The organism is Aromatoleum sp., from assembly GCF_032027225.1.
In the GTDB taxonomy this organism is placed as follows: domain Bacteria; phylum Pseudomonadota; class Gammaproteobacteria; order Burkholderiales; family Rhodocyclaceae; genus Aromatoleum.
Genome location: NZ_JAVSMM010000003.1, coordinates 220,234 through 242,459 on the forward strand (window position 1 = coordinate 220,234; position 22,226 = coordinate 242,459).

21 protein-coding genes are annotated in these 22,226 nt (G+C 64.8%); 16 read left to right on the top strand and 5 right to left on the bottom strand.

Going from position 1 to position 22,226, the window contains the following annotated elements:
* Positions 1 to 16 precede the first annotated feature (16 nt).
* From leuC to ROZ37_RS05905, 16 genes are all read left to right on the top strand, one after another.
* Positions 17 to 1,426, top strand: a complete 1,410-nt coding sequence (gene leuC, locus ROZ37_RS05830; protein WP_312658201.1) for a 3-isopropylmalate dehydratase large subunit — start codon at positions 17 to 19, stop codon at positions 1,424 to 1,426.
* A gap of 84 nt (positions 1,427 to 1,510) precedes the next feature.
* Positions 1,511 to 2,149, top strand: coding sequence for a 3-isopropylmalate dehydratase small subunit (gene leuD, locus ROZ37_RS05835; protein WP_312658202.1), 639 nt, complete (start codon positions 1,511 to 1,513; stop codon positions 2,147 to 2,149).
* A 27-nt stretch (positions 2,150 to 2,176) separates the two neighbouring features.
* The gene (leuB, locus tag ROZ37_RS05840; RefSeq protein WP_312658203.1) at positions 2,177 to 3,229 is read left to right on the top strand and encodes a 3-isopropylmalate dehydrogenase; all 1,053 of its coding nucleotides are present in this window, start codon (positions 2,177 to 2,179) and stop codon (positions 3,227 to 3,229) included.
* Between the two features lie 27 nt (positions 3,230 to 3,256).
* Positions 3,257 to 4,390: an aspartate-semialdehyde dehydrogenase gene (gene asd / locus ROZ37_RS05845; RefSeq protein WP_312658204.1), complete on the top strand. Its 1,134-nt coding sequence runs from the start codon at positions 3,257 to 3,259 to the stop codon at positions 4,388 to 4,390.
* A 227-nt stretch (positions 4,391 to 4,617) separates the two neighbouring features.
* Positions 4,618 to 7,530: a FimV/HubP family polar landmark protein gene (locus tag ROZ37_RS05850; protein ID WP_312658206.1), complete on the top strand. Its 2,913-nt coding sequence runs from the start codon at positions 4,618 to 4,620 to the stop codon at positions 7,528 to 7,530.
* 61 nt (positions 7,531 to 7,591) lie between these two features.
* The gene (locus ROZ37_RS05855; RefSeq protein ID WP_312658209.1) at positions 7,592 to 8,188 is read left to right on the top strand and encodes a CbiQ family ECF transporter T component; all 597 of its coding nucleotides are present in this window, start codon (positions 7,592 to 7,594) and stop codon (positions 8,186 to 8,188) included.
* Entirely contained in the window at positions 8,185 to 8,979 is a 795-nt protein-coding gene (truA, locus tag ROZ37_RS05860; protein WP_312658211.1) for a tRNA pseudouridine(38-40) synthase TruA, read from the top strand. The genes ROZ37_RS05855 and truA overlap by 4 nt, the downstream gene beginning before the upstream one ends.
* The gene (locus ROZ37_RS05865) at positions 8,979 to 9,605 is read left to right on the top strand and encodes a phosphoribosylanthranilate isomerase (RefSeq protein WP_312658213.1); all 627 of its coding nucleotides are present in this window, start codon (positions 8,979 to 8,981) and stop codon (positions 9,603 to 9,605) included. The genes truA and ROZ37_RS05865 overlap by 1 nt, the downstream gene beginning before the upstream one ends.
* Complete coding sequence (gene trpB, locus ROZ37_RS05870; RefSeq protein ID WP_409449929.1) at positions 9,598 to 10,803, top strand: tryptophan synthase subunit beta; 1,206 nt, start codon at positions 9,598 to 9,600, stop codon at positions 10,801 to 10,803. The genes ROZ37_RS05865 and trpB overlap by 8 nt, the downstream gene beginning before the upstream one ends.
* A gap of 44 nt (positions 10,804 to 10,847) precedes the next feature.
* Positions 10,848 to 11,663 (top strand): tryptophan synthase subunit alpha, encoded by an 816-nt coding sequence (gene trpA / locus ROZ37_RS05875; protein ID WP_312658214.1) that lies wholly within the window; start codon positions 10,848 to 10,850, stop codon positions 11,661 to 11,663.
* Positions 11,660 to 12,529, top strand: a complete 870-nt coding sequence (accD, locus tag ROZ37_RS05880) for an acetyl-CoA carboxylase, carboxyltransferase subunit beta (RefSeq protein WP_312658216.1) — start codon at positions 11,660 to 11,662, stop codon at positions 12,527 to 12,529. Before trpA ends, accD begins: the two co-directional genes overlap by 4 nt.
* Before the next feature lie 12 nt (positions 12,530 to 12,541).
* The gene (gene folC, locus ROZ37_RS05885) at positions 12,542 to 13,819 is read left to right on the top strand and encodes a bifunctional tetrahydrofolate synthase/dihydrofolate synthase (RefSeq protein ID WP_312658217.1); all 1,278 of its coding nucleotides are present in this window, start codon (positions 12,542 to 12,544) and stop codon (positions 13,817 to 13,819) included.
* A gap of 9 nt (positions 13,820 to 13,828) precedes the next feature.
* Positions 13,829 to 14,497 carry an SPOR domain-containing protein gene (locus tag ROZ37_RS05890; RefSeq protein WP_312658220.1) on the top strand — a complete coding sequence of 223 codons (669 nt, stop codon included), beginning with the start codon at positions 13,829 to 13,831 and terminating at the stop codon, positions 14,495 to 14,497.
* Positions 14,498 to 14,518: 21 nt separating this feature from the next.
* On the top strand, positions 14,519 to 15,010 hold the full coding sequence (locus tag ROZ37_RS05895) for a CvpA family protein (protein ID WP_312658221.1): 492 nt from the start codon (positions 14,519 to 14,521) through the stop codon (positions 15,008 to 15,010).
* A gap of 10 nt (positions 15,011 to 15,020) precedes the next feature.
* Positions 15,021 to 16,547, top strand: coding sequence for an amidophosphoribosyltransferase (purF, locus tag ROZ37_RS05900; protein WP_312658223.1), 1,527 nt, complete (start codon positions 15,021 to 15,023; stop codon positions 16,545 to 16,547).
* Positions 16,537 to 17,736, top strand: a complete 1,200-nt coding sequence (locus tag ROZ37_RS05905; protein ID WP_312658225.1) for an O-succinylhomoserine sulfhydrylase — start codon at positions 16,537 to 16,539, stop codon at positions 17,734 to 17,736. Before purF ends, ROZ37_RS05905 begins: the two co-directional genes overlap by 11 nt.
* 23 nt (positions 17,737 to 17,759) lie before the next feature.
* Here the strand turns inward: ROZ37_RS05905 and ROZ37_RS05910 are convergent, their stop codons facing one another.
* From ROZ37_RS05910 to ROZ37_RS05930, 5 genes are read right to left on the bottom strand one after another with little or no spacing between them, the layout of a single operon-like run.
* Positions 17,760 to 18,509 (bottom strand): UDP-2,3-diacylglucosamine diphosphatase, encoded by a 750-nt coding sequence (locus ROZ37_RS05910; protein ID WP_312658227.1) that lies wholly within the window; start codon positions 18,507 to 18,509, stop codon positions 17,760 to 17,762.
* A gap of 19 nt (positions 18,510 to 18,528) precedes the next feature.
* Complete coding sequence (locus tag ROZ37_RS05915; RefSeq protein WP_312658229.1) at positions 18,529 to 19,023, bottom strand: peptidylprolyl isomerase; 495 nt, start codon at positions 19,021 to 19,023, stop codon at positions 18,529 to 18,531.
* 16 nt (positions 19,024 to 19,039) lie between these two features.
* Positions 19,040 to 19,621 carry a peptidylprolyl isomerase gene (locus ROZ37_RS05920; protein WP_312658231.1) on the bottom strand — a complete coding sequence of 194 codons (582 nt, stop codon included), beginning with the start codon at positions 19,619 to 19,621 and terminating at the stop codon, positions 19,040 to 19,042.
* A 37-nt stretch (positions 19,622 to 19,658) separates the two neighbouring features.
* A complete protein-coding gene (locus ROZ37_RS05925; protein WP_312658233.1) occupies positions 19,659 to 20,870 on the bottom strand; it encodes a L,D-transpeptidase family protein in 1,212 nt (403 codons plus the stop codon).
* Positions 20,867 to 22,174 carry a tetratricopeptide repeat protein gene (locus tag ROZ37_RS05930; RefSeq protein WP_312658235.1) on the bottom strand — a complete coding sequence of 436 codons (1,308 nt, stop codon included), beginning with the start codon at positions 22,172 to 22,174 and terminating at the stop codon, positions 20,867 to 20,869. Before ROZ37_RS05930 ends, ROZ37_RS05925 begins: the two co-directional genes overlap by 4 nt.
* Between the last annotated feature and the right edge of the window lie 52 nt (positions 22,175 to 22,226).

A 22,226-nucleotide genomic window follows, 5' to 3' on the forward strand; every position in this document is an offset into this window, starting at 1 on the left:
CCGCGGAATCTCTTGGATGGAAGCCAAAACGCTGTACGAAAAGCTCTGGTCCAGTCATGTCGTGCGCCAGGAGGCGGACGGCACGGCGCTCATCTATATCGATCGCCATCTGATCCATGAAGTGACCAGCCCGCAGGCGTTCGAGGGGCTGAAGCTCGCCGGTCGCAAGCCGTGGCGGGTGAGCTCGATCGTCGCGACGGCGGACCACAATACCCCGACCGACCACTGGGAGCGCGGCATTCTCGATCCGGTTTCGCGCCAGCAGGTCGAAACGCTGGATACGAACATCCGCGAAGTCGGCGCGCTCGCATACTTTCCGTTCAAGGACGCGCGTCAGGGCATCGTGCACGTGATCGGGCCGGAGAACGGCGCGACCCTTCCCGGCATGACTGTTGTATGCGGCGACTCGCACACTTCGACGCACGGTGCATTCGCCTGTCTCGCGCACGGGATCGGCACGTCGGAAGTCGAGCACGTGCTCGCGACCCAGTGCCTGCTGCAGAAGCGTTCGAAAACGATGCTCGTGAAAGTCGACGGCGAACTCGGTCGCGGCATCTCGGCGAAGGACATCGCGCTGGCGATCATTGGCCGTATCGGCACGGCCGGCGGCACCGGTTATGCGATCGAGTTCGGCGGCAGCGCGATCCGCGCGCTGTCGATGGAAGGGCGCATGACGATCTGCAACATGGCGATCGAGGCGGGCGCGCGTGCCGGGCTGGTGGCCGTTGACGAGACCACGATCGAGTATCTGCGCGACAAGCCGCTCGCGCCAAAAGGCGACGCGTGGGAAAAAGCGATCGCGTACTGGCGCACGCTGAAATCCGACGACGGGGCGAAATTCGACAAGATTTTCGAACTCGACGCCGGCGCGATCGAACCGCAGGTGACATGGGGTACGTCGCCCGAAATGGTCGATACCGTGTCCGGGCGGGTTCCGAACCCGGCCGACGTCGCCGACCCGGTGCGGCGCGAGGGTGTCGAACGGGCGCTGAAGTACATGGGCCTCGCGCCGAACACGCCGATCAACGAGATCCCGGTCGACCAGGTCTTCATCGGATCCTGTACGAATTCGCGCATCGAGGATCTGCGCGAAGCCGCCGCGATCGCGAAGGGCCGGATGAAGGCCGCGAGCGTCAAGCGGGTGCTCGTCGTCCCGGGTTCCGGACTCGTCAAGCGCCAGGCCGAGGCCGAGGGGCTGCACGAGGTCTTTCTGGCCGCGGGCTTCGAATGGCGCGAGCCGGGTTGCTCGATGTGTTTGGCGATGAACGCCGACCGGCTGGAGCCGGGCGAGCACTGCGCGTCCACGTCGAATCGAAATTTCGAAGGGCGGCAAGGCGCTGGTGGGCGCACGCATCTGGTCAGTCCGGCGATGGCCGCGGCGGCCGCGGTGGCTGGGCATTTCGTCGACGTTCGCCAGTTCGCCTGATCTTGTGCCGGTGCGGCCCGAAGGCGCGCCGAAAGTGTGGATATTGAGAAAGGGTGGCGTCGTCGCCATCGGAGGTAGTGAAACGTGAACCCCTTTACCGTCCTCGACGGCCTGGTCGCTCCGCTCGACCGTGCGAACGTCGACACCGATGCAATCATTCCGAAGCAGTTCCTGAAGTCGATCAAACGCAGCGGCTTCGGGCCGAACCTGTTCGACGAGTGGCGCTACCTCGATCTCGGGGAGCCCGGGAAGGACAACACGAACCGACCGCGGAACCCCGATTTCGTGCTCAACCAGCCACGTTATGAAGGTGCGCAGATCCTGCTGACCCGCGACAACTTTGGTTGCGGCAGCTCGCGCGAGCACGCGCCGTGGGCTCTCGAGGACTACGGATTCCGCGTCCTGATCGGGACGAGCTTCGCCGACATCTTCTTCAATAACTGCTTCAAGAACGGCCTGCTGCCGATCGTGCTCGGCGCCGAGCAGGTGGATGAGCTCTTCCGGCAGTGCGTCGCGAACGACGGCTTCCGGCTGAAGGTGGACCTCGCGGCCCAGACGATCACGGCGCCCGACGGAAAGACGATCGGATTCGACGTCGATCCCTTCCGCAAGGAATGCCTGCTGAACGGCTGGGACGACATCGGGCTGACCTTGCGGCACGCCGACGAGATTCGCGCGTTCGAAGCGAAGCGCCGCACCGAACATCCCTATTACTTCGCCTGAAGGCGAGGTTCCAACAGAGGATTGCTGATGAAGATTTGCGTTCTGCCGGGCGACGGCATCGGTCCCGAAATCATGGGCGAGGCCGTGCGCGTGCTCCGCGCGCTTGACCTGAAGTTCGAGATGGAAGAGGCGCTGCTCGGCGGCGCTGCCGTCGACGCCACTGGCGACCCGTACCCGGAAGCGACGCGCAAGATCGCGCGCGATGCGGATGCGGTGCTGCTCGGTGCGGTCGGCGGACCGAAATGGGATGTGCTGCCGCGCGAACAGCGCCCCGAGCGGGGGCTCCTCGGGATCCGCAAGGATCTAGGCTTGTTCGCGAATCTGCGCCCGGCGATCCTCTATCCGGAACTTGCGAACGCCTCCACGTTGAAGCCCGAGATCGTGGCCGGGCTCGACATCCTGATCGTGCGTGAGCTTACTGGCGACATCTACTTCGGTCAGCCGCGCGGCATCGAAATGCGCGACGGCGAGCGCTTCGGCTTCAACACGATGCACTATACCGAGTCGGAGATTCGTCGCATCGGGCGCGTTGCGTTCGACGCTGCGAGGAAGCGCAACAAGCGCCTGTGCTCGGTCGACAAGATGAACGTGCTCGAGACGACGCAACTGTGGCGCGATGTGATGATTGAACTGGCTGGGGAGTACCCCGACGTCGAGTTGAGCCACATGCTCGTCGATAACGCCGCGATGCAGCTGGTGCGTGCGCCGAAGCAGTTCGACGTCATGGTCACCGGCAACATGTTCGGCGACATCCTGTCGGACGAGGCTTCGATGCTGACGGGCTCCATCGGCATGCTGCCGTCGGCATCGCTCGACGCAAACAATAAGGGCCTGTACGAGCCTTCGCACGGCTCCGCCCCCGACATCGCGGGCAAGGGCGTTGCGAATCCGCTGGCGACGATTCTCTCGGCGGCAATGATGCTGCGGTACACGTTCGGGCGCGAGGACGCCGCAACGCGTATCGAAAACGCAGTCAAGAAGGTATTGGCGCAGGGTTTCCGCACTGGCGACATTTTCGAGCCGGGCACGACGAAGGTCGGGACGAAGCAAATGGGCGACGCCGTGCTGGCGGCCCTCTGAGATTTTCGGTAATTCGAGGTAAACGCGATGAACAAGGTTGGTCTGGTCGGTTGGCGCGGGATGGTCGGTTCCGTCCTCATGCAACGGATGGTCGAAGAGGGTGATTTCGCCCACATCGATCCGGTCTATTTCTCGACGTCGGCCGCCGGCGGCGCCGCGCCCGTGTTCGGCGGCAAGGAAGCATCGCTGCCGCTGCAGGACGCGACGAACATCGAGATGCTGCGGCAAATGGACATCGTCATCACCTGCCAGGGCGGGGATTACACGAAGGCGGTGTATCCGAAGCTGCGCGCAACTGGCTGGAGCGGGCACTGGATCGACGCGGCGAGCGCGCTGCGGATGGAAGACAACGCGGTGATCATCCTCGACCCGGTCAACATGCACGTCATCAAGGATGCGCTCGCAAAGGGCGGGCGCGACTGGATCGGCGGCAATTGCACCGTGTCGCTGATGCTGATGGGCCTGGGTGGGCTCTTCAAGCACGGGCTGATCGAGTGGGTTTCTGCGATGACCTACCAGGCGGCGTCGGGTGCCGGGGCGCAGAACATGCGCGAACTGCTGTCCCAGATGGGTAGCTTGCACGACTCGGTGAAGGCGGAACTCGCTGACCCTGCGTCGGCGATCCTCGACATCGATCGCAAGGTGGCCGAGACGATGCGGTCGTCCGCGTTTCCGACGAAGAATTTCCGCGGCGTGCCGCTTGCCGGCAGCCTGATTCCCTGGATCGACGTGCCGGTCGACAACGGCCAGTCCAAGGAGGAATGGAAGGGCGGCGCCGAATGCAACAAGATCCTCGGCAACGCACCCTTCCGCACTGCGGGCAGCGTCCCGATCGACGGTCTGTGCGTGCGCATCGGCGCGATGCGCTGCCATTCGCAGGCGCTCACTATCAAGTTGCGCAAGGACGTGCCGTTAAACGAGGTCAGCGAGATCATCGGTACCGCGAACGACTGGGTGAAGGTCGTTCCGAACGAGCGCGAAATCACCGAGCGGGAGCTGACCCCCACCGCTGTGACCGGCACGCTTTCCGTTCCGGTCGGCCGCCTCCACAAGATGGCGATGGGCCCGGAGTATCTCGGCGCGTTCACGGTTGGCGACCAGTTGCTTTGGGGCGCCGCCGAGCCGCTGAGGCGAATGCTGCGGATCTTGCTGTCGCAGTGATATTGGCCCTCGGGGAGCGTGTCATCCGCTCCCCGCCGAGCGGTTTCGCACGGTTTCGTGATGTCGCACTGCGGCGGACGAGGAGTGCGGAGCCGCTACGGCGAAGAAAGAATTGCTGCGGGAAGTGAAACAAGATGTTAGATTGCGGTGCCCGATGGATGCCCTGACAGCATCGGTTACGCCGTGTTCCACGCAGCCTGGCGCCCTCATCGAGGGGTGCGGATGATATGACAGCTATCAAGACCTCGCTCAAGGCTTCCCTGATCGCGACGGCGATCGCGACGCTTCCCTTCAGTACCCATGCGGCCGGTCTCGGCGCCATCAGCGTTCTCAGCGGGCTCGGTCAGCCGCTCCGCGCCGAGATCGAACTGAACGCGACGCCCCAGGAACTGGAGTCCCTGAGCGCCCGCATCGCATCGGCGGAAGCTTTCCGCCAGGCCAACCTTTCCTATTCGCCAGTAATGGCCGCCTTGCGGCTCGCCGTCGAAAAGCGCGGCAGTCGCGCGGTCGTGCGGGTTTCCAGCGATCGACCGCTGAACGATCCCTTCGTCGACCTGCTCCTCGAGCTCGACTGGGCTTCCGGGCGCCTCATCCGCGAATACACGTTCCTGCTCGACCCGGTGCCGTTGAATGCGCCACCGCCGGTCGCTTCCCAGGTGACGGCGTCGGCGGTGTCGCCCGCGACTCTCGCCCGTCCCCGGCCTTCTTCGGCCGCGCCGTCTCCCGAGGGCGCCCCCAAACCGACGCCCGACCGCTACGAAGTACGGCGAGGGGATACGCTACACAGCGTCGCGGACGCGCATCGGCCGCCCGCTGCGAGTCTCGATCAGATGCTGATCGCGCTTTTCCGCGACAATCCGGATGCGTTCGACGGCGGCAACATCAACCGCCTGCGCGCGGGCGTCATCCTTAACGTCCCCGCCCCGCAGGAGGTCCTCGCGGTCGAACCGGCACAGGCGCGGCGCGAGGTCGTGGCTCAGGCCGCTGATTTCGAAGCCTACCGAAAGCGTCTTGCAGGAGTCTCCGCATCGCGCACCGCCAGCCTCGAACCAGAATCCTCGCGAGCCGATTCAGGCGCGATCGTTCCGAAGATTGACGAAGGCGCCCGGTCCGGCGCAAATGGCGACAGGGTGAAAGTCTCGGCTGCGACGGACTCGTCGGCCCAGCCGACTGCCCTCGACGGCGGCCGGCTGGCCCGTCTCCAGGCGCTGGAAGAGGAACTCGTCGCGCGTGACAAGGCGCTCGAGGAGGCGCACACCCGCCTCGCCGCGCTGGAAGCGAGCATTCGCGACATGCAGCAACTCCTCGAACTGCGCAATCAGGGGCTCGGACAGCTGCAGCAGCAGGCCGCTCAGGCGGACGGCGCTGCCGCGAATCCTCCCGCAACGCCTGCGGAAGCGGTTACGCCGAATGCAGAAACGGACCGGCAGGCCGCGGCATCGCAGCCTGCCCCGAAAGCGGAAACTCGCGCCGTCCCCGCCTCCGCGCCTGCTCCGGCCGAGCCCCCGGGCTTTTTCGACGAATTGCTGCAGGACCCCAAGATGCTCGCGGGGGGAGGCGGAATTCTCGTGCTGCTTCTCGGCTACGCCGGGCTGAAGGCACGCGAGCGCCGCAAAGGCGCGATGGTCGCTGCGAACGGGCAGGGCGCGAGGATGGAGTTGCCGCCCGTGACGAATTCCGTGTTCGGCGCTACCGGCGGGCAGAACGTCAATACCAGCGATACCAGCATCATCCACACGGATTTCAGCCAGTCCGGACTTTCGGCGATCGATGCGGACGAAGGAGTCGACCCGGTGGCCGAGGCCGACGTCTACATGGCCTACGGCCGCGACGCTCAAGCCGAGGAAATCCTTCTCGACGCGTTGAAGGCCGATTCGTCCCGACCCGCGATCTTCCTCAAGTTGCTCGAAATTTACGAGCAGCGGAAGAACCTGAAGCAGTTCGAGGCGACGGCATCGGATTTTTACGCCCGCACCGGCGGGGAGGGGAGCGACTGGCAAAAGGCCGCTGAAATGGGGCGCCGCATCGATCCGGCAAATCCGTTGTACGGCGCGTCGGTCGCGCGCGCAGCGGTCGCTGCGACCGAAACGGGAGCGGTGCACTCGGAGCCCGGCAGCCGGGTGGGTTCGGAAAACATCGCGGGCCTTGGCGTGCTCGCTGCGGCGCCCGCTGCCGCCTCCGAGGGGGACGAAGCCAAGCTGGATGGCGGGCGTCCGGATCTCGATTTCACGACCGCCGCGGACGCGTCCGTCGCCGGCGGGACCAAGGAACACTTCGGCTCGTTCGAGGACGTCCCCTCCGCTTTGCAGATCGATTCGCTCGACATGCCGATGACCGAGGGGACGGGGTCTCCGGAGCCGGAGCCCGTTATCGAGGCGTTGCCGGAGATCGATGCCGCGGCGCTCGATTTCGACCTCGATGTGGGTCTGGGGCTCGACGTCGAATTTCCCGATTCTGCGCGCGCGCCTGACGGGACGCCGGAGATCGATGTGCCTGTCCTGCCGAATGGCATCGCGGGTGGCCTCGAACTCGATCTCGACATCGCCGACGAGCCCGCTCCGGCGACGGTCTCATCGATGAATGAAACGGTCGTCGGAGACGGATCCGACTTCGCTCGTGCTGAACAGAGTCTGGAGTTCGACCTGAGCGCGGAAGTAGATGGGGCGGTGCCGGAAAGCCTGCTTGCCGACTTCGATCTCGACGGCGCGGCGGCGACGGGAGAGGCTGCGGCCGAGGAGCGCGATGACAGCGTCGCCGACCTCGAGGAGACAACGTTCGATAGCAGCCTGCTCGATTTCGACTTCAATCTCGAACACGCGACTACGCCGAGTGCGGAAGAAGCTGCCGTGCTCGACCTCTCCGGCATCGCTCTCGACCTCGAGTCGGGAGGCGCCGACGACGGAGCGCAGACAGTGCCACCGGTCGAAACGCTGAATATATCGACCGAGCTGCCACCGCTTGCCGTCGCGGAATTGAACGAGGACGCGCTGCAGGAAGTCGACACCAAACTCGAGCTCGCCCGCGCGTATGATGAAATGGGCGACAAGGATGGGGCGCGCGAATTGATCGAGGAAGTGCTTCGCGAAGGTTCGGCGGATCAGCAAGCCGCCGGACGTCGACTGCTGGAGCGTCTTGCCTGACGTTCGCGTCGGGTTTCACCGATCCCAAGGCCGTCCGGAACTTCGGGCGGCCTGTCGTTTTATGCACTCCGGATTTCTGATCCTCTCCTGGGGCGTGGCCGTTCTCTTCCTGCAGGCGCTTGCGGGCCCGCTTCTCGCGCTCGCGGTGCTGGCATGTGTGCTGGCCGCGGGCTTTCTTGCGCCGGCACGGGCGCGGCGCCTGGTCAAGCGGGTCCGCTTCCTGCTGATCGCGATCGTGGTTTTCTTCGCGGGATTCACCCCGGGTGAAGCACTGCTGGTCTCGCTCCCCGGAATCAGCCCGAGCCGCGAGGGAGCCATCTTCGCGATGGAGCACGCGGGACGTTTGCTCGGCGTCGTGTGCTGCGTCGCGATACTGCTCGAACGGTTATCGGTGAACCGTCTCGTGACCGGGCTGTACGCCTTGTTGCGGCCGTTCGAATACGTCGGACTGCCGGCAAAGGGCCTCGCGGTGCGCCTGCTGCTGGTCATGCGCTACGTGGAGTCGGCCAGCCCGCGCGGGTGGCGCGATTGGTTGCGTGACGACAGCGATACCGAGCTCGCGGCGATCCACCTCGGACGAGAACGACTGGGAATGATGGAGGCAGGCGTCGCGGCCGTCGGGGTCGCTGCGCTGGTCGTACTGGGATTCGTGCGATGAGGATCGTTCTGGGGGTCGAATACGCCGGCAATGCGTTCGAGGGGTGGCAGAGTCAGGCGCACGGGCGCACGGTGCAGGATCACCTCGAAAGCGGGATCGCCCGAATCGCCGATCATCCGGTCCGCCTGCATTGTGCAGGCCGCACGGATACCGGCGTTCACGCGACCGCGCAGGTGGTTCATTTCGACACCGATTCGCGCAGGCCTCTTTCGGGCTGGGTGCGCGGGGTGAATAGCCGGCTGACTGCGCCTGTCGTCGTACGCTGGGCGCTCGAGGCGAACGACGGGTTCCACGCGAGGTTCTGCGCGGTTTCGCGGCGTTATCGCTACATTCTTCATAACGTGCCGGTGAAGCCGGCGCTGCTTGCGGGGCGGGTCGGCTGGTTTCATCCCCCTCTCGATGAGGTCGCGATGGGGGAGGCGGCGCGGTGCCTGGAGGGCTGGCACGATTTTTCCGCCTTCCGTGCCGCCGGTTGCCAAGCGAAATCCCCGCTCAAATTGATGCACGAGGCGCGGGTCCAGCGCGACGGGGACTACGTGGTCTTCGATTTTCACGCGAATGCGTTTCTTCATCACATGGTACGCAACCTCGTCGGTGCCCTGGTTTACGTGGGCAAGGGCCGCTACCCGGGGGAATGGCTCGCGGAAGTCCTTGCTGCGCGCAATCGCAGTCTCGCGGGTCTGACCTTTCCTGCAGAGGGCCTGTATCTGTGCGGCGTCGAGTACGGCCAGCACTGGTCGCTACCGAACGAAGGGCGTATCATTGCCGTTCCGCGTATTCCTTTCGTCTAGTGTCCCGCACTCGTATCAAGATCTGCGGCCTGACGCGCCATGAGGACGTCGAGGCTGCGGTCGAGGCCGGCGCCGACGCCATCGGCCTCGTCTTCTATCCGCCCAGTCCACGTTTCGTGTCGTTCGAACTCGCCGCCGAGTTGGCTTCGCGGGTACCGCCGTTCGTCTCCACCGTCGGATTGTTCGTCAATGCGGAACCCGCGTTCGTTTCCGAGGCGCTCGCGCGCGTCCCGCTCCAGGTGCTCCAGTTCCACGGCGACGAGAGCAACGCCGATTGCGCCCGCTTCGGCCGCAGCTGGATCAAGGCGGTTCGGATGCGGACGGGAATCGATCTGCTAGAATTCTCCGCTTGTCATCGCGGTGCCTCCGGGTTGCTGCTCGACGCCTTCGTCGAAGGCTATGGCGGTGGTGGCAAACAGTTCGACTGGTCCCTGATTCCCGAGGGCGGCCTCGACATACCCCTGATCCTCTCCGGCGGACTCGATCCGGACAACATTGCCGAGGCGGTGCGCCGTGTGAGGCCGTGGGCGGTCGATGTGTCCAGCGGTGTGGAGTCGGGCAAGGGCATCAAGGACGCGGCGCGCATCGCCGCGTTCATCGCTGGAGTTCGACATTCAGATGGCTGAATCGCCTTACCATTTTCCCGATTCGAGCGGACATTTCGGCCCCTACGGGGGTGTCTTCGTTGCCGAGACGCTGATCCCCGCGCTCGCCGAGTTGCGCGCCGCCTACGAGGAATGCCGAAACGACGCGGCGTTCAGGGCTGAGTTCGAATACGAACTCAAGCACTACGTCGGGCGCCCGAGTCCGATCTATCACGCCCGCCGCTGGTCGGACCTTCTCGGCGGTGCGCAGATCTTCCTCAAGCGCGAAGACCTGAACCATACCGGCGCGCACAAGGTGAACAACTGCATCGGTCAGGCGCTCGTCGCCCGTCGGATGGGCAAGCCGCGTGTCATCGCCGAGACGGGCGCAGGTCAGCACGGGGTCGCGACGGCGACGGTGGCCGCGCGATACGGCATGGAATGCGTCGTCTACATGGGTTCCGAGGACGTCCGGCGACAGGCGGCGAACGTCTATCGGATGAAGCTCCTCGGCGCGACCGTAATTCCCGTCGAGTCCGGTTCGAAGACCCTGAAGGACGCGCTCAACGAGGCGATGCGCGACTGGGTGACGAACGTTCACAACACCTTCTACATCATCGGCACGGTCGCCGGTCCGCACCCTTATCCCGTGATGGTGCGCGACTTCCAAGCCGTTATCGGGAAGGAATGCCTCGTCCAGATGCCGGAGATGACCGGACGCCAGCCCGATTACGTCATCGCCTGCGTCGGTGGCGGATCCAACGCGATGGGCATCTTCCATCCATACATCGACGTGCCCGACGTTCGGCTGGTCGGCGTCGAGGCGGCGGGTTCGGGTCTCGAAACCGGGATGCATGCTGCCAGCCTGACCGCGGGCAGGCCCGGCGTGTTGCACGGTAACCGCACCTACCTCCTGCAGGACGAGGACGGCCAGATCATCGAGACGCATTCGATCTCGGCGGGGCTCGACTATCCGGGCGTCGGCCCCGAACACTCGTGGCTGAAGGACAGCGGCAGGGCCGAATACGTCTGCGTCACCGACCAGGAGGCGCTGAAGGCGTTTCACGACCTGTGCCGGCTCGAGGGCATCATTCCGGCGCTCGAATCGTCCCATGCGCTCGCGCATGCGGCGCGGCTCGCGCCAACGCTGCCGAAAGACAAGATCCTGCTCGTCAATCTCTCCGGTCGCGGCGACAAGGACATGCACACCGTCGCCGAAAAGTCCGGCATCCAGTTCTGAGAGCCCAGCGGGACGAGCCCGTTCCGCGTTCCCTTACGGCGAATATGTCAAAAATCCAGTCTACTTTTCAGCGCCTGCAGGCTTCCGGGCGGCGGGCACTGATTCCCTTCATCACCGCGGGCGACCCGTCGCCCGATCTGACATTGTCATTGATGAACGCACTTGTCGAAGGCGGCGCCGACATCATCGAACTCGGCGTGCCGTTCTCGGACCCGATGGCCGATGGACCGACGATCCAGCGTGCGTCCGAGCGGGCGCTCGCGAGCGGCATGAATTTGCGCAAGGTGCTGCAGATCGTGCGCGACTTCCGCGCCGGCAACGCCGACACGCCGGTTGTTCTGATGGGGTATGCCAATCCCGTCGAAGCGATGGGCGTTCCCGTTTTCGTCGCGGCTGCCCAAGACGCGGGCGTCGACGGTGTGCTGATCGTCGATTACCCGCCGGAGGAGTGCGAGCAGTTTGCGGCGGCCGCCAAGGACGCTGGACTCGATCCGATTTTCCTCCTCGCGCCGACCTCCACCGAGCAGCGGTTCAGCGACGTCGCGGCGATCGGAAGCGGTTATATCTATTACGTCTCGCTCAAGGGCGTCACCGGCGCCGCGAGCCTCGATTTCGACGAGGTCGCGGCCCGCATTCCCCAAATCCGCGCGAAGGTCGGCATGCCGGTGGGCGTCGGCTTCGGCATTCGCGATGCGGCTTCGGCACGACGCATCGGTGAGGTCGCCGACGCAGTGGTAATCGGCAGCCGCATCATCGAGGAGATCGAGCGGAGCCCGCGCGATCGGGCGGCTGAAAACGTCAGGGTTTTCATTGCGCAGATCCGTTCGGCGCTCGACGAACTGCAGGGAGCGGTCAAATGAGCTGGCTTCAGAAACTGCTGCCGCCGAAGATCAAGCGCGCCGAGTCCGCAGCGAGGAAATCCATCCCCGAGGGGCTCTGGAGCAAGTGCGCGGCGTGCGAGGCGGTACTTTACCGGTCGGACCTCGAAAGCAACCAGATGGTCTGCCCGAAGTGCGGCCATCATCAGCGTGTGCGCGCGCGAACACGGCTGGACCTGTTGCTCGATGCGGAAGGACGTTTCGAAATCGGCGCCGAGGTCGTCCCGGTCGACCCGCTGAAATTCAAGGACTCCCGCCGCTACACCGAACGGTTGTCGGCGGCGAACGACGACACCGCGGAAGCGGACGCGATGGTGGTCATGCAGGGGTCGATCCTGACGGTGCCGGTCGTCGTCGCATGTTTCGAATTCGACTTTCTCGGCGGCTCGATGGGCTCGGTCGTCGGCGAACGTTTTGTGCGCGGGGCGAAGGCGGCACTCGATCAGCGACTGCCGTTCATCTGCATTACCGCCACCGGCGGGGCACGGATGCAGGAAGGGCTGTTTTCGCTGATGCAGATGGCGAAGACGACTGCTTCCATCACCCAGCTCTCGCAACGCAAGCTGCCGTTCATCACGCTGCTCACCGATCCGACGATGGGCGGCGTGTCCGCGAGCTTCGCGTTCATGGGCGACGTCGTCATCGCCGAGCCGGGCGCGCTGATCGGCTTCGCCGGCCCGCGCGTCATCGAGCAGACGGTGCGTGAGACGCTCCCGGAAGGCTTCCAGCGGTCGGAGTTTCTGCTCGAAAAGGGCGCGATCGACATGATCGTCGACCGTCGCGAGCTGCGCACGAAACTCGCCGAGTTGCTGACTCTGCTGACTCGTCAGCCGGCGATCGGCGTCTGAGCGTTTGCCCTCATGAATTATCCGGAGACGCTGGACGGTTGGCTGGAGCTGCTGGAGAACCGCGTGGGCGCACCGATCCGCCTCGGTCTCGAGCGGGTCGCAGCTGTTCGGCAGGCACTGAATGCGTCCAGTGAGGCGCTGATCATCACGGTGGGCGGGACCAACGGCAAAGGATCCACCTGTGCGATGCTCGAGGCGATCCTGATCGCCGCAGGCTATCGGGTGGGCTGCTACACGTCGCCTCACCTGTTGCGCTACAACGAACGGGTGCGCATCAACGGCCGGGAAGTCGACGACGCGTCGCTCGTCGCCGCGTTCTCGGCGGTGGAGCGGGCGCGTGGCGACACGCCGTTGACGTACTTCGAACAGGGCACCCTCGCCGCTTGGCTCGCGTTCAGTCAGCAGCCGCTCGACGTGCTCATCCTCGAAGTCGGGCTCGGCGGGCGTCTCGACGCGGTCAATGTGTTCGATGCGGACTGCGCGATCGTGACCAGCGTCGCGATGGATCATATGGAGTATCTGGGCGGAACACGCGATGAGATTGGTTTCGAGAAGGCCGGAATCTTTCGTCCTGGTCGTCCCGCCATCTGCTCCGATCCGCTCGCGCCGAAATCGCTCGTCGTGCACGCGCGGGAAATCGGTGCCGATCTCAAGCTCGTCGGCGAGGATTTCGGATTTTCCGGCGATCGGACCCAATGGGTCTGGTGGCATCGCCACGGCGCGCGTCGCGGCGGCCTCGCCTATCCGGCGCTGCGCGGCGCGAACCAGCTGCTCAACGCCGCCGCAGTGCTGATGGCGCTGGAGTGCGTGCGGGATCGGCTTCCGGTCTCGATGCAGGCGGTGCGCGAAGGCATGTTGCTCGTCGACTTGCCCGGCCGGTTCCAGGTTCTGCCGGGGCGGCCTTCGGTGGTTCTGGACGTCGCCCATAACCCCCAGGCTGCCGGAGTCCTTTCCGAGAACCTGTCGAACATGGGCTATTTTCCGGAGACTTGGGCAGTCCTCGGAATGCTGGCCGACAAGGACGTGGAGGAGGTCTTCCGCCTTATCGCCGGGCGCGTCGATCACTGGCTCCTTGCCGGACTTCCCGGCCCCCGCGGACTGTCTGCGCCGGCGCTGGCCGAGCGTCTGCGGTCGGCTGGCATGACCGGGGAAGCGCAGTGTTTCGACAACCCTGCCGAGGCGTTCGGCGCAGCGCAAAAAAGCGCGGGCGAGGGTGATAGAATCGTCGCCTTCGGTTCATTCCTCACAGTGGCGGACGTGCTCCGCGCGGTTCGCGCCGCCCGCCGCTGAGGTTTTCGCGTGACGGAAAACGACAACCTCGAACTCAAGAAACGGTCGCGGCGCAGGCTGGTCGGCGCGGCCGCCCTCGCGCTGCTCGCCGCGATCATGCTTCCGATGGTGATGGATCAGGAGCCGGGCTCGCCGACTCAGGACATCCAGATCACGATTCCCGATCGGGAAGCGGACAGCACGCTCGCCCGACCGATTGCCGACGGCAGCGCCGCGGTACCCGACCCGCAGATCGCCGCGCTACCCGACGAACAATCGGGATCCACGGCTCCCGAAGCGGACGTTCCAATTCCGCCGGCCCCGGCCGAGGCTCCGCCTCCGGCGGCGGCGACGTCGAAAGCTCCTGCACCGCCCCCGCGGGCGCCCGAACGCGCTCCGGTCCCGCCGGCTCCCGCCGCAAAGGACGACGGCGCGCGCGCGATTGCGCTGCTCGAAGGGAAAAACCCGAGAGTCCCGGTCGACGAATCTTTCGTTGTCCAGGTCGGCGCTTTCGGCGAGGCAAGCAAGGCGAACGCGGTCGGCACGGATCTGAAAAAGCGCGGCTTCGCGGCGTACACCGAGAAGGCCGGCACGGTCACACGCGTTCGCGTCGGCCCGTTCGCGAGCCGCGATGACGCGGAAAAGGTCGCGGCCCGATTGCGCGACGGCGGCATGAAGGGCGTCGTAGTACCGCGGTGAGCCAACACGTCCGGCGTATTCGTGACCGCATTTGACTACGTTTTTCTCGGCGTGCTCGCCATTTCCGCCGCGGTCGGCATGTGGCGCGGGCTGGTCAGCGAGGTGATCGCGATGCTGGCCTGGGTGCTGGCGATCTTCGCGGCCTGGCGTTATTCCGGCGCGGCGGCCGATTTGCTCGCGGGCGTGATTTCGGAGCCGGCCTGGCGTCCGGTTGCCGGGTTCGCGCTGATTTTCATTGCGGTGCTGCTCGTTGCGGCGCTGCTGCGCTTCCTGCTGCGGGAACTGTTGAAGGCTGTGGGACTCGGACCAGCAGACCGCCTGTTCGGCGCCGTTTTCGGGCTCGCCCGGGGACTCGCGATTGCGTTCGCGGTCGTGCTCCTCGGAGGACTCGTGGGGGTGGCGCGCGAACCCTGGTGGGCAAACGCGATGTTCTCGCCCCCGTTGGAAACGGCGGTCATTTCCGCCAAACCCTGGCTTCCCGATGCGGTAGCCGCCCGGATTCGTTACAGATAGGTGCCATTCAATGTGCGGAATTCTTGGGGTCGTCGCGACCTCGCCGGTCAATCAGTTGCTCTACGACGGTCTTCAGGTGCTGCAACACCGTGGCCAGGACGCTGCGGGGATCGCCACTTCGGAAGGTGGGCGATTTTTCATGCACAAGGGGCCCGGACTCGTTCGCGACGTTTTCCGCACCCGCAACATGCGCAATCTGGTGGGCAACTGGGGTATTGGCCATGTGCGCTACCCGACCGCCGGGTCGGCGTGCAATCCCGCCGAAGCCCAGCCGTTCTACGTGAATTCACCCTTCGGTCTGCTGCTCGCGCATAACGGCAATTTGACGAACTCGGAAGAGCTCAAGCGCGAGATGTTCCTGTCCGACCTCCGGCACATCAACACCGGCTCGGATTCGGAAGTGCTCCTTAATGTGCTTGCCCACGAACTGCAGGCCGCCGCCAACGGGTTCAAGCTCGACGAGGAGGCGGTGTTCCGCGCCGTCGCCGGCGTCCATCGCCGCTGCAGGGGCGCGTACGCGGCGGTCGTGATGATCGCCGGCTACGGCCTGCTCGCGTTCCGGGATCCGTACGGCATCCGGCCTCTCGTGATCGGGCGCAACGACGCCCGTGAGACGCCCGAGTGGCTCGTCGCGTCCGAGTCGGTGGCGATGGACGTGCTCGGGTACCGCATGATGCGCGATGTCGCCCCGGGCGAGGCGATCCTGATCAAGACGGACGGCACATTCCACAGCCGTCAGTGCGCCGAGACGACCGTTGAAGCGCCTTGCATGTTCGAGTTCGTCTATCTCGCCCGGCCGGATTCGATCATCGACGGCGTGTCGGTGTACGAGTCCCGCGTCAAGATGGGCGAATTTCTCGCCGACAAACTCAGGCGCCTTCATCCGCACGTCGAGGTGGACGTGGTGATCCCCATTCCGGACTCCAGCCGGCCTTCGGCAATGGAAATGGCGCACCGCTTGGGGCTGCCGTACCGTGAGGGTTTCGTGAAGAACCGCTACATCGGCCGGACCTTCATCATGCCGGGGCAGGCGGTGCGCCGTAAGTCGGTACGGCAGAAACTCAACACGATTCCGCAGGAGTTCAGAGGCAAAAAGGTTCTGCTCGTAGACGATTCGATCGTCCGCGGGACGACGAGTCGCGAGATCGTGACGATGGCTCGCGAAGCCGGGGCCAAAAAGGTTTATCTCGCCTCCGCCGCACCGCCGGTTCGGTACGCGAACGTCTACGGCATCGACATGCCGACGCGCGGCGAACTGATCGCCGCGAACCGCGATGAGGAAGAAATCTGCCGCGAGATCGGCGCGGACGGACTGATCTACCAGGACCTCGCGGATCTGAAGGCCGCTGTCCGGGCGGTCAATCCCGCGATCAACTTCTTCGAAACGTCGTGCTTCGACGGCTGCTATGTGACCGGCGACATCACCGCCGAGTATCTCAGGGGCGTCGAAAACCAGCGCGGAGTGAGCAAGGGCGCGGGCGAGGACAGTGACGCGGGTCAACTCGATCTGAACCTGGTGGCCAGCCATGACAATTGATTCGAGGATGAATCCGACCGAGGCGGATGCGCAGTTCGACACGCTCGCCGTTCGCGCAGGCATTGCCCGCAGTCAGTTCAATGAGCACAGCGAAGCGCTTTACCTGACGTCGAGCTTCGTTTTCGGCAGCGCGGCCCAAGCGGCCGCGCGGTTCTCCGGCCAGGAGCCCGGAAACGTCTATGCGCGTTTCTCGAACCCGACGGTGACCGCGATGCAGGAGCGCCTCGCGGCACTCGAGGGGGCCGAAAGTTGCGTGGCGACGGCGTCGGGAATGTCCGCGATTCTCGCGCTCGTGATGTCGACGCTGCAGGCTGGCGACCACGTCGTGGCGTCGATGGGGCTTTTCGGGGCGACCCAGCAGCTGTTCGGCAACATTCTGTCGAAGTTCGGGATCGAAACCAGCTTCGTGCCGGCGACGGATCCAGAGGCTTGGCGAAACGCGGTGAAGCCGCGCACGCGCCTGTTTTTCGTGGAAACGCCGTCGAATCCGCTGATGGAGGTCATCGACATCGCGGCGGTCGCCGACATCGCGCACGCGGCCGGTGTACTGCTCGCGGTCGACAACTGCTTCTGCACGCCCGTCCTGCAACGCCCGCTCGAACTCGGGGCGGATGTCGTCGTGCATTCGGCGACGAAATATCTTGACGGTCAGGGGCGCGTGCTCGGCGGCGCGGTCGCCGGCAGGAAGGAAATCCTCGATGAAGTCTTCAAGTTCCTCCGCACCGCCGGGCCGAGCATTTCGCCGTTCAACGCGTGGGTGATCCTGAAGGGACTCGAGACCTTGCGCATCCGAATGGAAGCCCAATCCGCAAGTGCGCTGGAACTCGCGCAGTGGCTCGAGCGCCAACCCGGCGTCGAGCGCGTGTATTACCCCGGCCTGGCGTCCCATCCGCAGCACGAGTTGGCGATGCGCCAGCAGCGAGCCGGAGGCGCGATCGTCAGCTTCGATGTGGCTGGAGGGCGCGAGGCCGCGTGGAAGGTCATTGACGCCACCCGGATGATCTCGATCACCGCAAACCTCGGAGATACGAAGACGACGATCACGCACCCCGCGTCGACGACGCACGGTCGCATCTCCGCCGAGGCACGCGCGGCGGCCGGAATCGGGGAGGGACTGCTGCGCGTCGCAGTCGGGCTCGAGGCGGTTTCGGACATCCGGGAAGACCTCGCGCGCGGCCTGTTGTCGTAGGCCGCCGGGCGCGCAGCCCCCCGTCAGTCCCCGTGCGCGTGGCGGAGCATTCGCGCGCCGGACTCGTCCCAGCGGATGTACGGCGCGTCGTTGTGCCAGTCTTCGAGGACCCAGCGTTCGCAGTCGCGTCCATCGACTTGCAGCCGGTGATGGGCGGGACGGTGAGTATGCCCGTGCAGCAAGGCCGGGTAAGCGTGTTCGCGCAGGAGCGCTGCGACCGCTGACGGATTGACGTCCATGATCTCGGTCGCTTTCACCTGTTTGGCGGCTTCGCTTTGCTCGCGAAGGCTTTCGATGATCTGTTTGCGCTCGCCGAGCGGGCGGCCGAGGAAGGCCGACTGCCACGCGGGATCGCGGACTTGCTTGCGGTAGGCCTGATACGCCTGGTCGTCCGTGCACAGCGCGTCGCCGTGGGTGAGCAGAACACGTTGTCCTGCGATCTCGATCAAGGTCGGGTCGGGGAGGAGTTCGATCTGCGCGGCATGCGCAAACGCGTCGCCCACTAAAAAGTCCCGGTTGCCCGCGAGAAAATAGATCGAGACGCCGGCTCGGGAAAGGTCGGTGAGCGCATCCTGGACAGTTCGATGAAGCGGCGCGTCGCGATCGTCGTCGCCCGCCCAGTATTCGAACAGATCACCCAGGATGTAGAGCGCCTCGGCAGAGCGCGCTGGCCCGCGCAGAAAGCTCAGAAAGACGCGCAGCGTAGCCGGCTGCGCGTCGCTCAAGTGCAGATCGGAGATGAACAGGGCCGACGCCGGCCGTTGTTTCCGCATTCGCGTCGGTCCGCAGGGCTCAGACGATCTCGGCGCGCTGGATCACGACGTCCTCGACCGGGACGTCCTGATGGAAGCCGCTCGATCCGGTCTTGACCGAGCGGATCGCGTTCACGACGTCCATTCCGTCGGTCACTCGGCCGAATACGCAGTAACCCCAGCCCTGGGTGTCGGGTGAGCGGAAATCGAGGAAGTCGTTGTCGGCGACGTTGATGAAGAACTGGGCAGTCGCAGAGTGGGGCGCCTGGGTGCGCGCCATCGCGACCGTCCCGGTCACGTTCTTCAGTCCGTTGTCGGCTTCGTTCTTGATCGGATCCAGCGTCGGTTTCTGCTTCATTCCCGGCTCGAAACCGCCGCCCTGGATCATGAAGCCCTTGATCACCCGGTGAAAGAGCGTGTTGTCGTAGTGACCCGACGCGACGTAGGCGAGAAAGTTCTTGACCGTTTCCGGAGCCTTCTCGGAATCGAGTTCGAGCGTAATGGTGCCGTGATTGGTGTGAAGCTTGACTGCCATGAGAGGCTCCTGTGGGTTATTTCCTGGCTTTTTCGTCTGCCGCCGCTTCGACGACCCGCACCGACTCGATCGTCACTGGCTGCTGGGGAACGTCGGGCATGCCCTTCGATACCCCGGTCTTTACACGCCCGATCTTCTGAACGATGTCGAACCCTTGTTTGACCTTGCCGAAGACCGCATATCCCCATCCGTCACGGGACGGATAGTCGAGGAAGCGGTTGTCGACGAGGTTGATGTAGAACTGCGAACTTGCCGAGTGCGGGTCGGCGGTACGGGCCATCGCGATCGTTCCGGCCTCGTTGCGCAGACCATTGCGCGCTTCATTCTCGATCGGGGCGCGTGTCGGCTTTTCGTTCATTGCGCCGTCGAAACCGCCCCCCTGGATCATGAAGCCGTCGATGACGCGATGGAACACGGTGCCGTTGTAATGCCCGCTCTTCACGTATTCGAGGAAGTTCGCGACCGACTTCGGCGCCTTGTCGGCGAACAGTTCGAGGACGATGGTTCCCTGATTGGTGCGCATTTCGACGACCGGGTTCGCCGCAGCGGCCACAGCCGCCCACGCAAGCAGGAACAAAGAGACGATGAGACGCTTCATGGTTCGGGTGTCCAATTTGATGAAAAGAAGAAGGGAATCATGCCTTGCCTTCGTAAGCGATCTTCCAGCGGCCGCCTTCCTTGATCCAGTACTGGCGTTTGCGCATCCGATCGGAAAGGCCGTCGCTACGATAGTCCTGTTCGAACGTGACGACCACCAGCTCATCACGACCCGGGCTCCGGAACAGGCTCATGTTGTCGAGGCCGACCTTGATCCATTGTCGATTCGCGCCGATGCTGCGCTTCTGCTCGGCCCACCCCGCGTAGTCGTGGCGGTCGCTGCGGAAATCGTGCGAATAGTGGGCGAGGTAGCGGTCGACATCGGTACTCTCCCAGTCGCGGCGCCACCGCTCGATCGCGTCCTTCAGCCCCTTGCGCTCCGACTGCCAGTCGTCGAGCGACAGCCATTCGATCTCGTTGCTGATGATCACGGGTGTCAGCCCGGGTTGGACGAAGGTCGCGAGCTGGTTGAAATCTTGGTTGGCAAGCGTCACGCACCCCTCGGACGACAACGGCGGGCGGGCATAGGTGTCGCTCGGCGTGCCATGAAGCCAGATGCCGTGCCCGGTCCGGCCGAGCCGCTGGTCCCATTCGTTGGGGTAATTGATCGGAAACGCGCCGCTGCCGTAAAGATCGGGAAGCTTCGCCTTGTCGATGTACGACGTGACTTCGTATACGCCGAGCGGGGTGCGGTTGTCGCCTTCGACTTTCTTGTCGGCGCCTGCCTTGCCGTGGCTCACGTAATAGTCGGCAATGAAGCGCGGTCTGCCGGCCTCGTTCTCATACACATAGAGCCGCGCGCGCTTCGTGTCGACGACCACCGCGTAACGCTGCTCGGGTCCCATTTGCAGCAGATAGCGCGGGATGTATCGGGTGGTGGCCGGACGTTCGCGATAGGCGCGCAGGCGTGCGACCGCTTCGTCGCGCAGTCCGCGCACTTGGTCCTGCGCGGCGGGAGTGCCACCGAACCCGGGCAGCGGCCTGCCGCGCGCGAGCAGGAGGTCGCCCTGAATCAGGTGAGCGAGCCGAAAGTTCGGATAGGCGCGCAGCAGCGCCTCGGTTCGCTGGAGTGCCGAATCGAGGCGGTTTGCCTCGATCTCGTCGAAAACGTATTCGAGCGACGCGTCGGGTCCGGCGTCCGAAATGCCGCGCTTGCCCGGCGGCTGTTCAGTCGCGAACGATGGCGCGATCGCCGAAGCCGCGACGCACAGGAGGACGAGAAGCTTTCGTCCTGCATGCAGCAGCCTCATCCTCCAATCCGCTCCTCGCGGATCTGCCACTTACCGTTCCGCTTGACGAGTTCGAGCGTCTTCATGGCTGAAGAGTCGAAGCCTGCCGAGTTGTAATGCTGGCGGAAGCGGACCGTTGCGACATCGCCTTCAACTTTCGCTTCGGGCTTCTCGACGCCCACCGAGATCTTTCCCGGCTTGCCGACGCGCTGCTGGCGTTCCTGCTCCCACTTTTTGCGCGAGACGCCACCGGGCGTCACGAATTCCTTGTCGTAGTACGAGAGGTAGGTCCGGACGTCCTTGCGCGACCACGCTGCCGCCCACGCTTCGACTGCGTTCAATACTTCACGTTGTCCCGTATCGCTGGACGCGGTAGCCGCAGGATCCGCCGGTTGGGTGGCAGCGCTCGCGGCCTTTGCAACGGCAGGGGCGGCGATGGTCGGTGCCGAGGCGGTTGCCGCGGGTGCGGCCGGAGCGGCGGGTGCGGCGGGTGCGGCCGAAGCAGCAGGAGCCGAAGCCGCAGGAGCCGAAGCCGCAGGAGCCGAAGCCGCAGGAGCCGAAGCCGCAGGAGCCGAAGCCGCAGGAGCCGAAGCCGCAGGAGCCGAAGCCGCAGGAGCCGAAGCCGAAGCGGCGGCGGGTTTCGGCGGGGTGGAAGCGGCTGTGGAAGGTGTCGGGGTGTTCGCGGCTAATGTGGGGCCACTTGCGCGTGGCACCGTGACAGAGCGGCTGGACGCGACCTGGGTGCGAGCGCTCCCTTGATAGGTACCCGACATCATCTCCCGAATCAGCGCGAGCTTCGATTGCGCTCCCGCATTCGCCGAATCGAGCTGCAGCGCCTTGTCGTAGGCCTGACTCGCGAGCCTTGCATAGACGTCGCCGAGGTTCTCGTGTGCGGTCGCGTAGCTAGGATGCGTCCGGATTGCCATTTCGAGCGCCGACCGGGCCTTGTCGTACTGTCGTTGCTGCGCGTACAGCACGGCGAGGTTGTTGTAGGGCTCGGGGAGTTCCGGGAAATCTTCGGTGAGCTTCTGGAACACCGCGATTGCCTCGTTGGCACGATTCAACTCGGTGAGCGCGATGCCTTTGAGGAATCGGGCTTGCGGATCCTTCGCATTGCCGGCCAGGAGTCGATCGGCCATTGCGAGCGCTTGCGGATGCTGCCCCTTGTTGACGAGTGCCTGGACTTCCGCAACGGTATCGGCCGCCATTGCGAGAGGCGCCGCGGCGACCCCGAGGATGAGGGCCATTACGGCCAGTGCTGAATTGGGGCGCATCTTCATTGTGCTAAAATCACTCGGTTTTTCCGTCGAATCCGTACGGATCAACGCGGCATTCTATCAAATAACCCGAGCCGGATTGCAATCGGGCGCTAGGCGG

Excerpts from the sequence above, each read along its gene's own strand:
- purF (WP_312658223.1), top strand. The coding sequence starts at position 15,021 with ATGTGCGGAATTCTTGGGGTCGTCGCGACCTCGCCGGTCAATCAGTTG.
- ROZ37_RS05850 (WP_312658206.1), top strand. The coding sequence starts at position 4,618 with ATGACAGCTATCAAGACCTCGCTCAAGGCTTCCCTGATCGCGACGGCG.
- folC (WP_312658217.1), top strand. The coding sequence starts at position 12,542 with ATGAATTATCCGGAGACGCTGGACGGTTGGCTGGAGCTGCTGGAGAAC.
- leuC (WP_312658201.1), top strand. The coding sequence starts at position 17 with ATGGAAGCCAAAACGCTGTACGAAAAGCTCTGGTCCAGTCATGTCGTG.
- asd (WP_312658204.1), top strand. The coding sequence starts at position 3,257 with ATGAACAAGGTTGGTCTGGTCGGTTGGCGCGGGATGGTCGGTTCCGTC.
- truA (WP_312658211.1), top strand. The coding sequence starts at position 8,185 with ATGAGGATCGTTCTGGGGGTCGAATACGCCGGCAATGCGTTCGAGGGG.
- ROZ37_RS05925 (WP_312658233.1), bottom strand. The coding sequence starts at position 20,870 with ATGAGGCTGCTGCATGCAGGACGAAAGCTTCTCGTCCTCCTGTGCGTC.
- accD (WP_312658216.1), top strand. The coding sequence starts at position 11,660 with ATGAGCTGGCTTCAGAAACTGCTGCCGCCGAAGATCAAGCGCGCCGAG.
- ROZ37_RS05910 (WP_312658227.1), bottom strand. The coding sequence starts at position 18,509 with ATGCGGAAACAACGGCCGGCGTCGGCCCTGTTCATCTCCGATCTGCAC.
- trpA (WP_312658214.1), top strand. The coding sequence starts at position 10,848 with ATGTCAAAAATCCAGTCTACTTTTCAGCGCCTGCAGGCTTCCGGGCGG.
- ROZ37_RS05855 (WP_312658209.1), top strand. The coding sequence starts at position 7,592 with ATGCACTCCGGATTTCTGATCCTCTCCTGGGGCGTGGCCGTTCTCTTC.
- trpB (WP_409449929.1), top strand. The coding sequence starts at position 9,598 with ATGGCTGAATCGCCTTACCATTTTCCCGATTCGAGCGGACATTTCGGC.
- leuB (WP_312658203.1), top strand. The coding sequence starts at position 2,177 with ATGAAGATTTGCGTTCTGCCGGGCGACGGCATCGGTCCCGAAATCATG.
- ROZ37_RS05920 (WP_312658231.1), bottom strand. The coding sequence starts at position 19,621 with ATGAAGCGTCTCATCGTCTCTTTGTTCCTGCTTGCGTGGGCGGCTGTG.
- ROZ37_RS05905 (WP_312658225.1), top strand. The coding sequence starts at position 16,537 with ATGACAATTGATTCGAGGATGAATCCGACCGAGGCGGATGCGCAGTTC.
- ROZ37_RS05915 (WP_312658229.1), bottom strand. The coding sequence starts at position 19,023 with ATGGCAGTCAAGCTTCACACCAATCACGGCACCATTACGCTCGAACTC.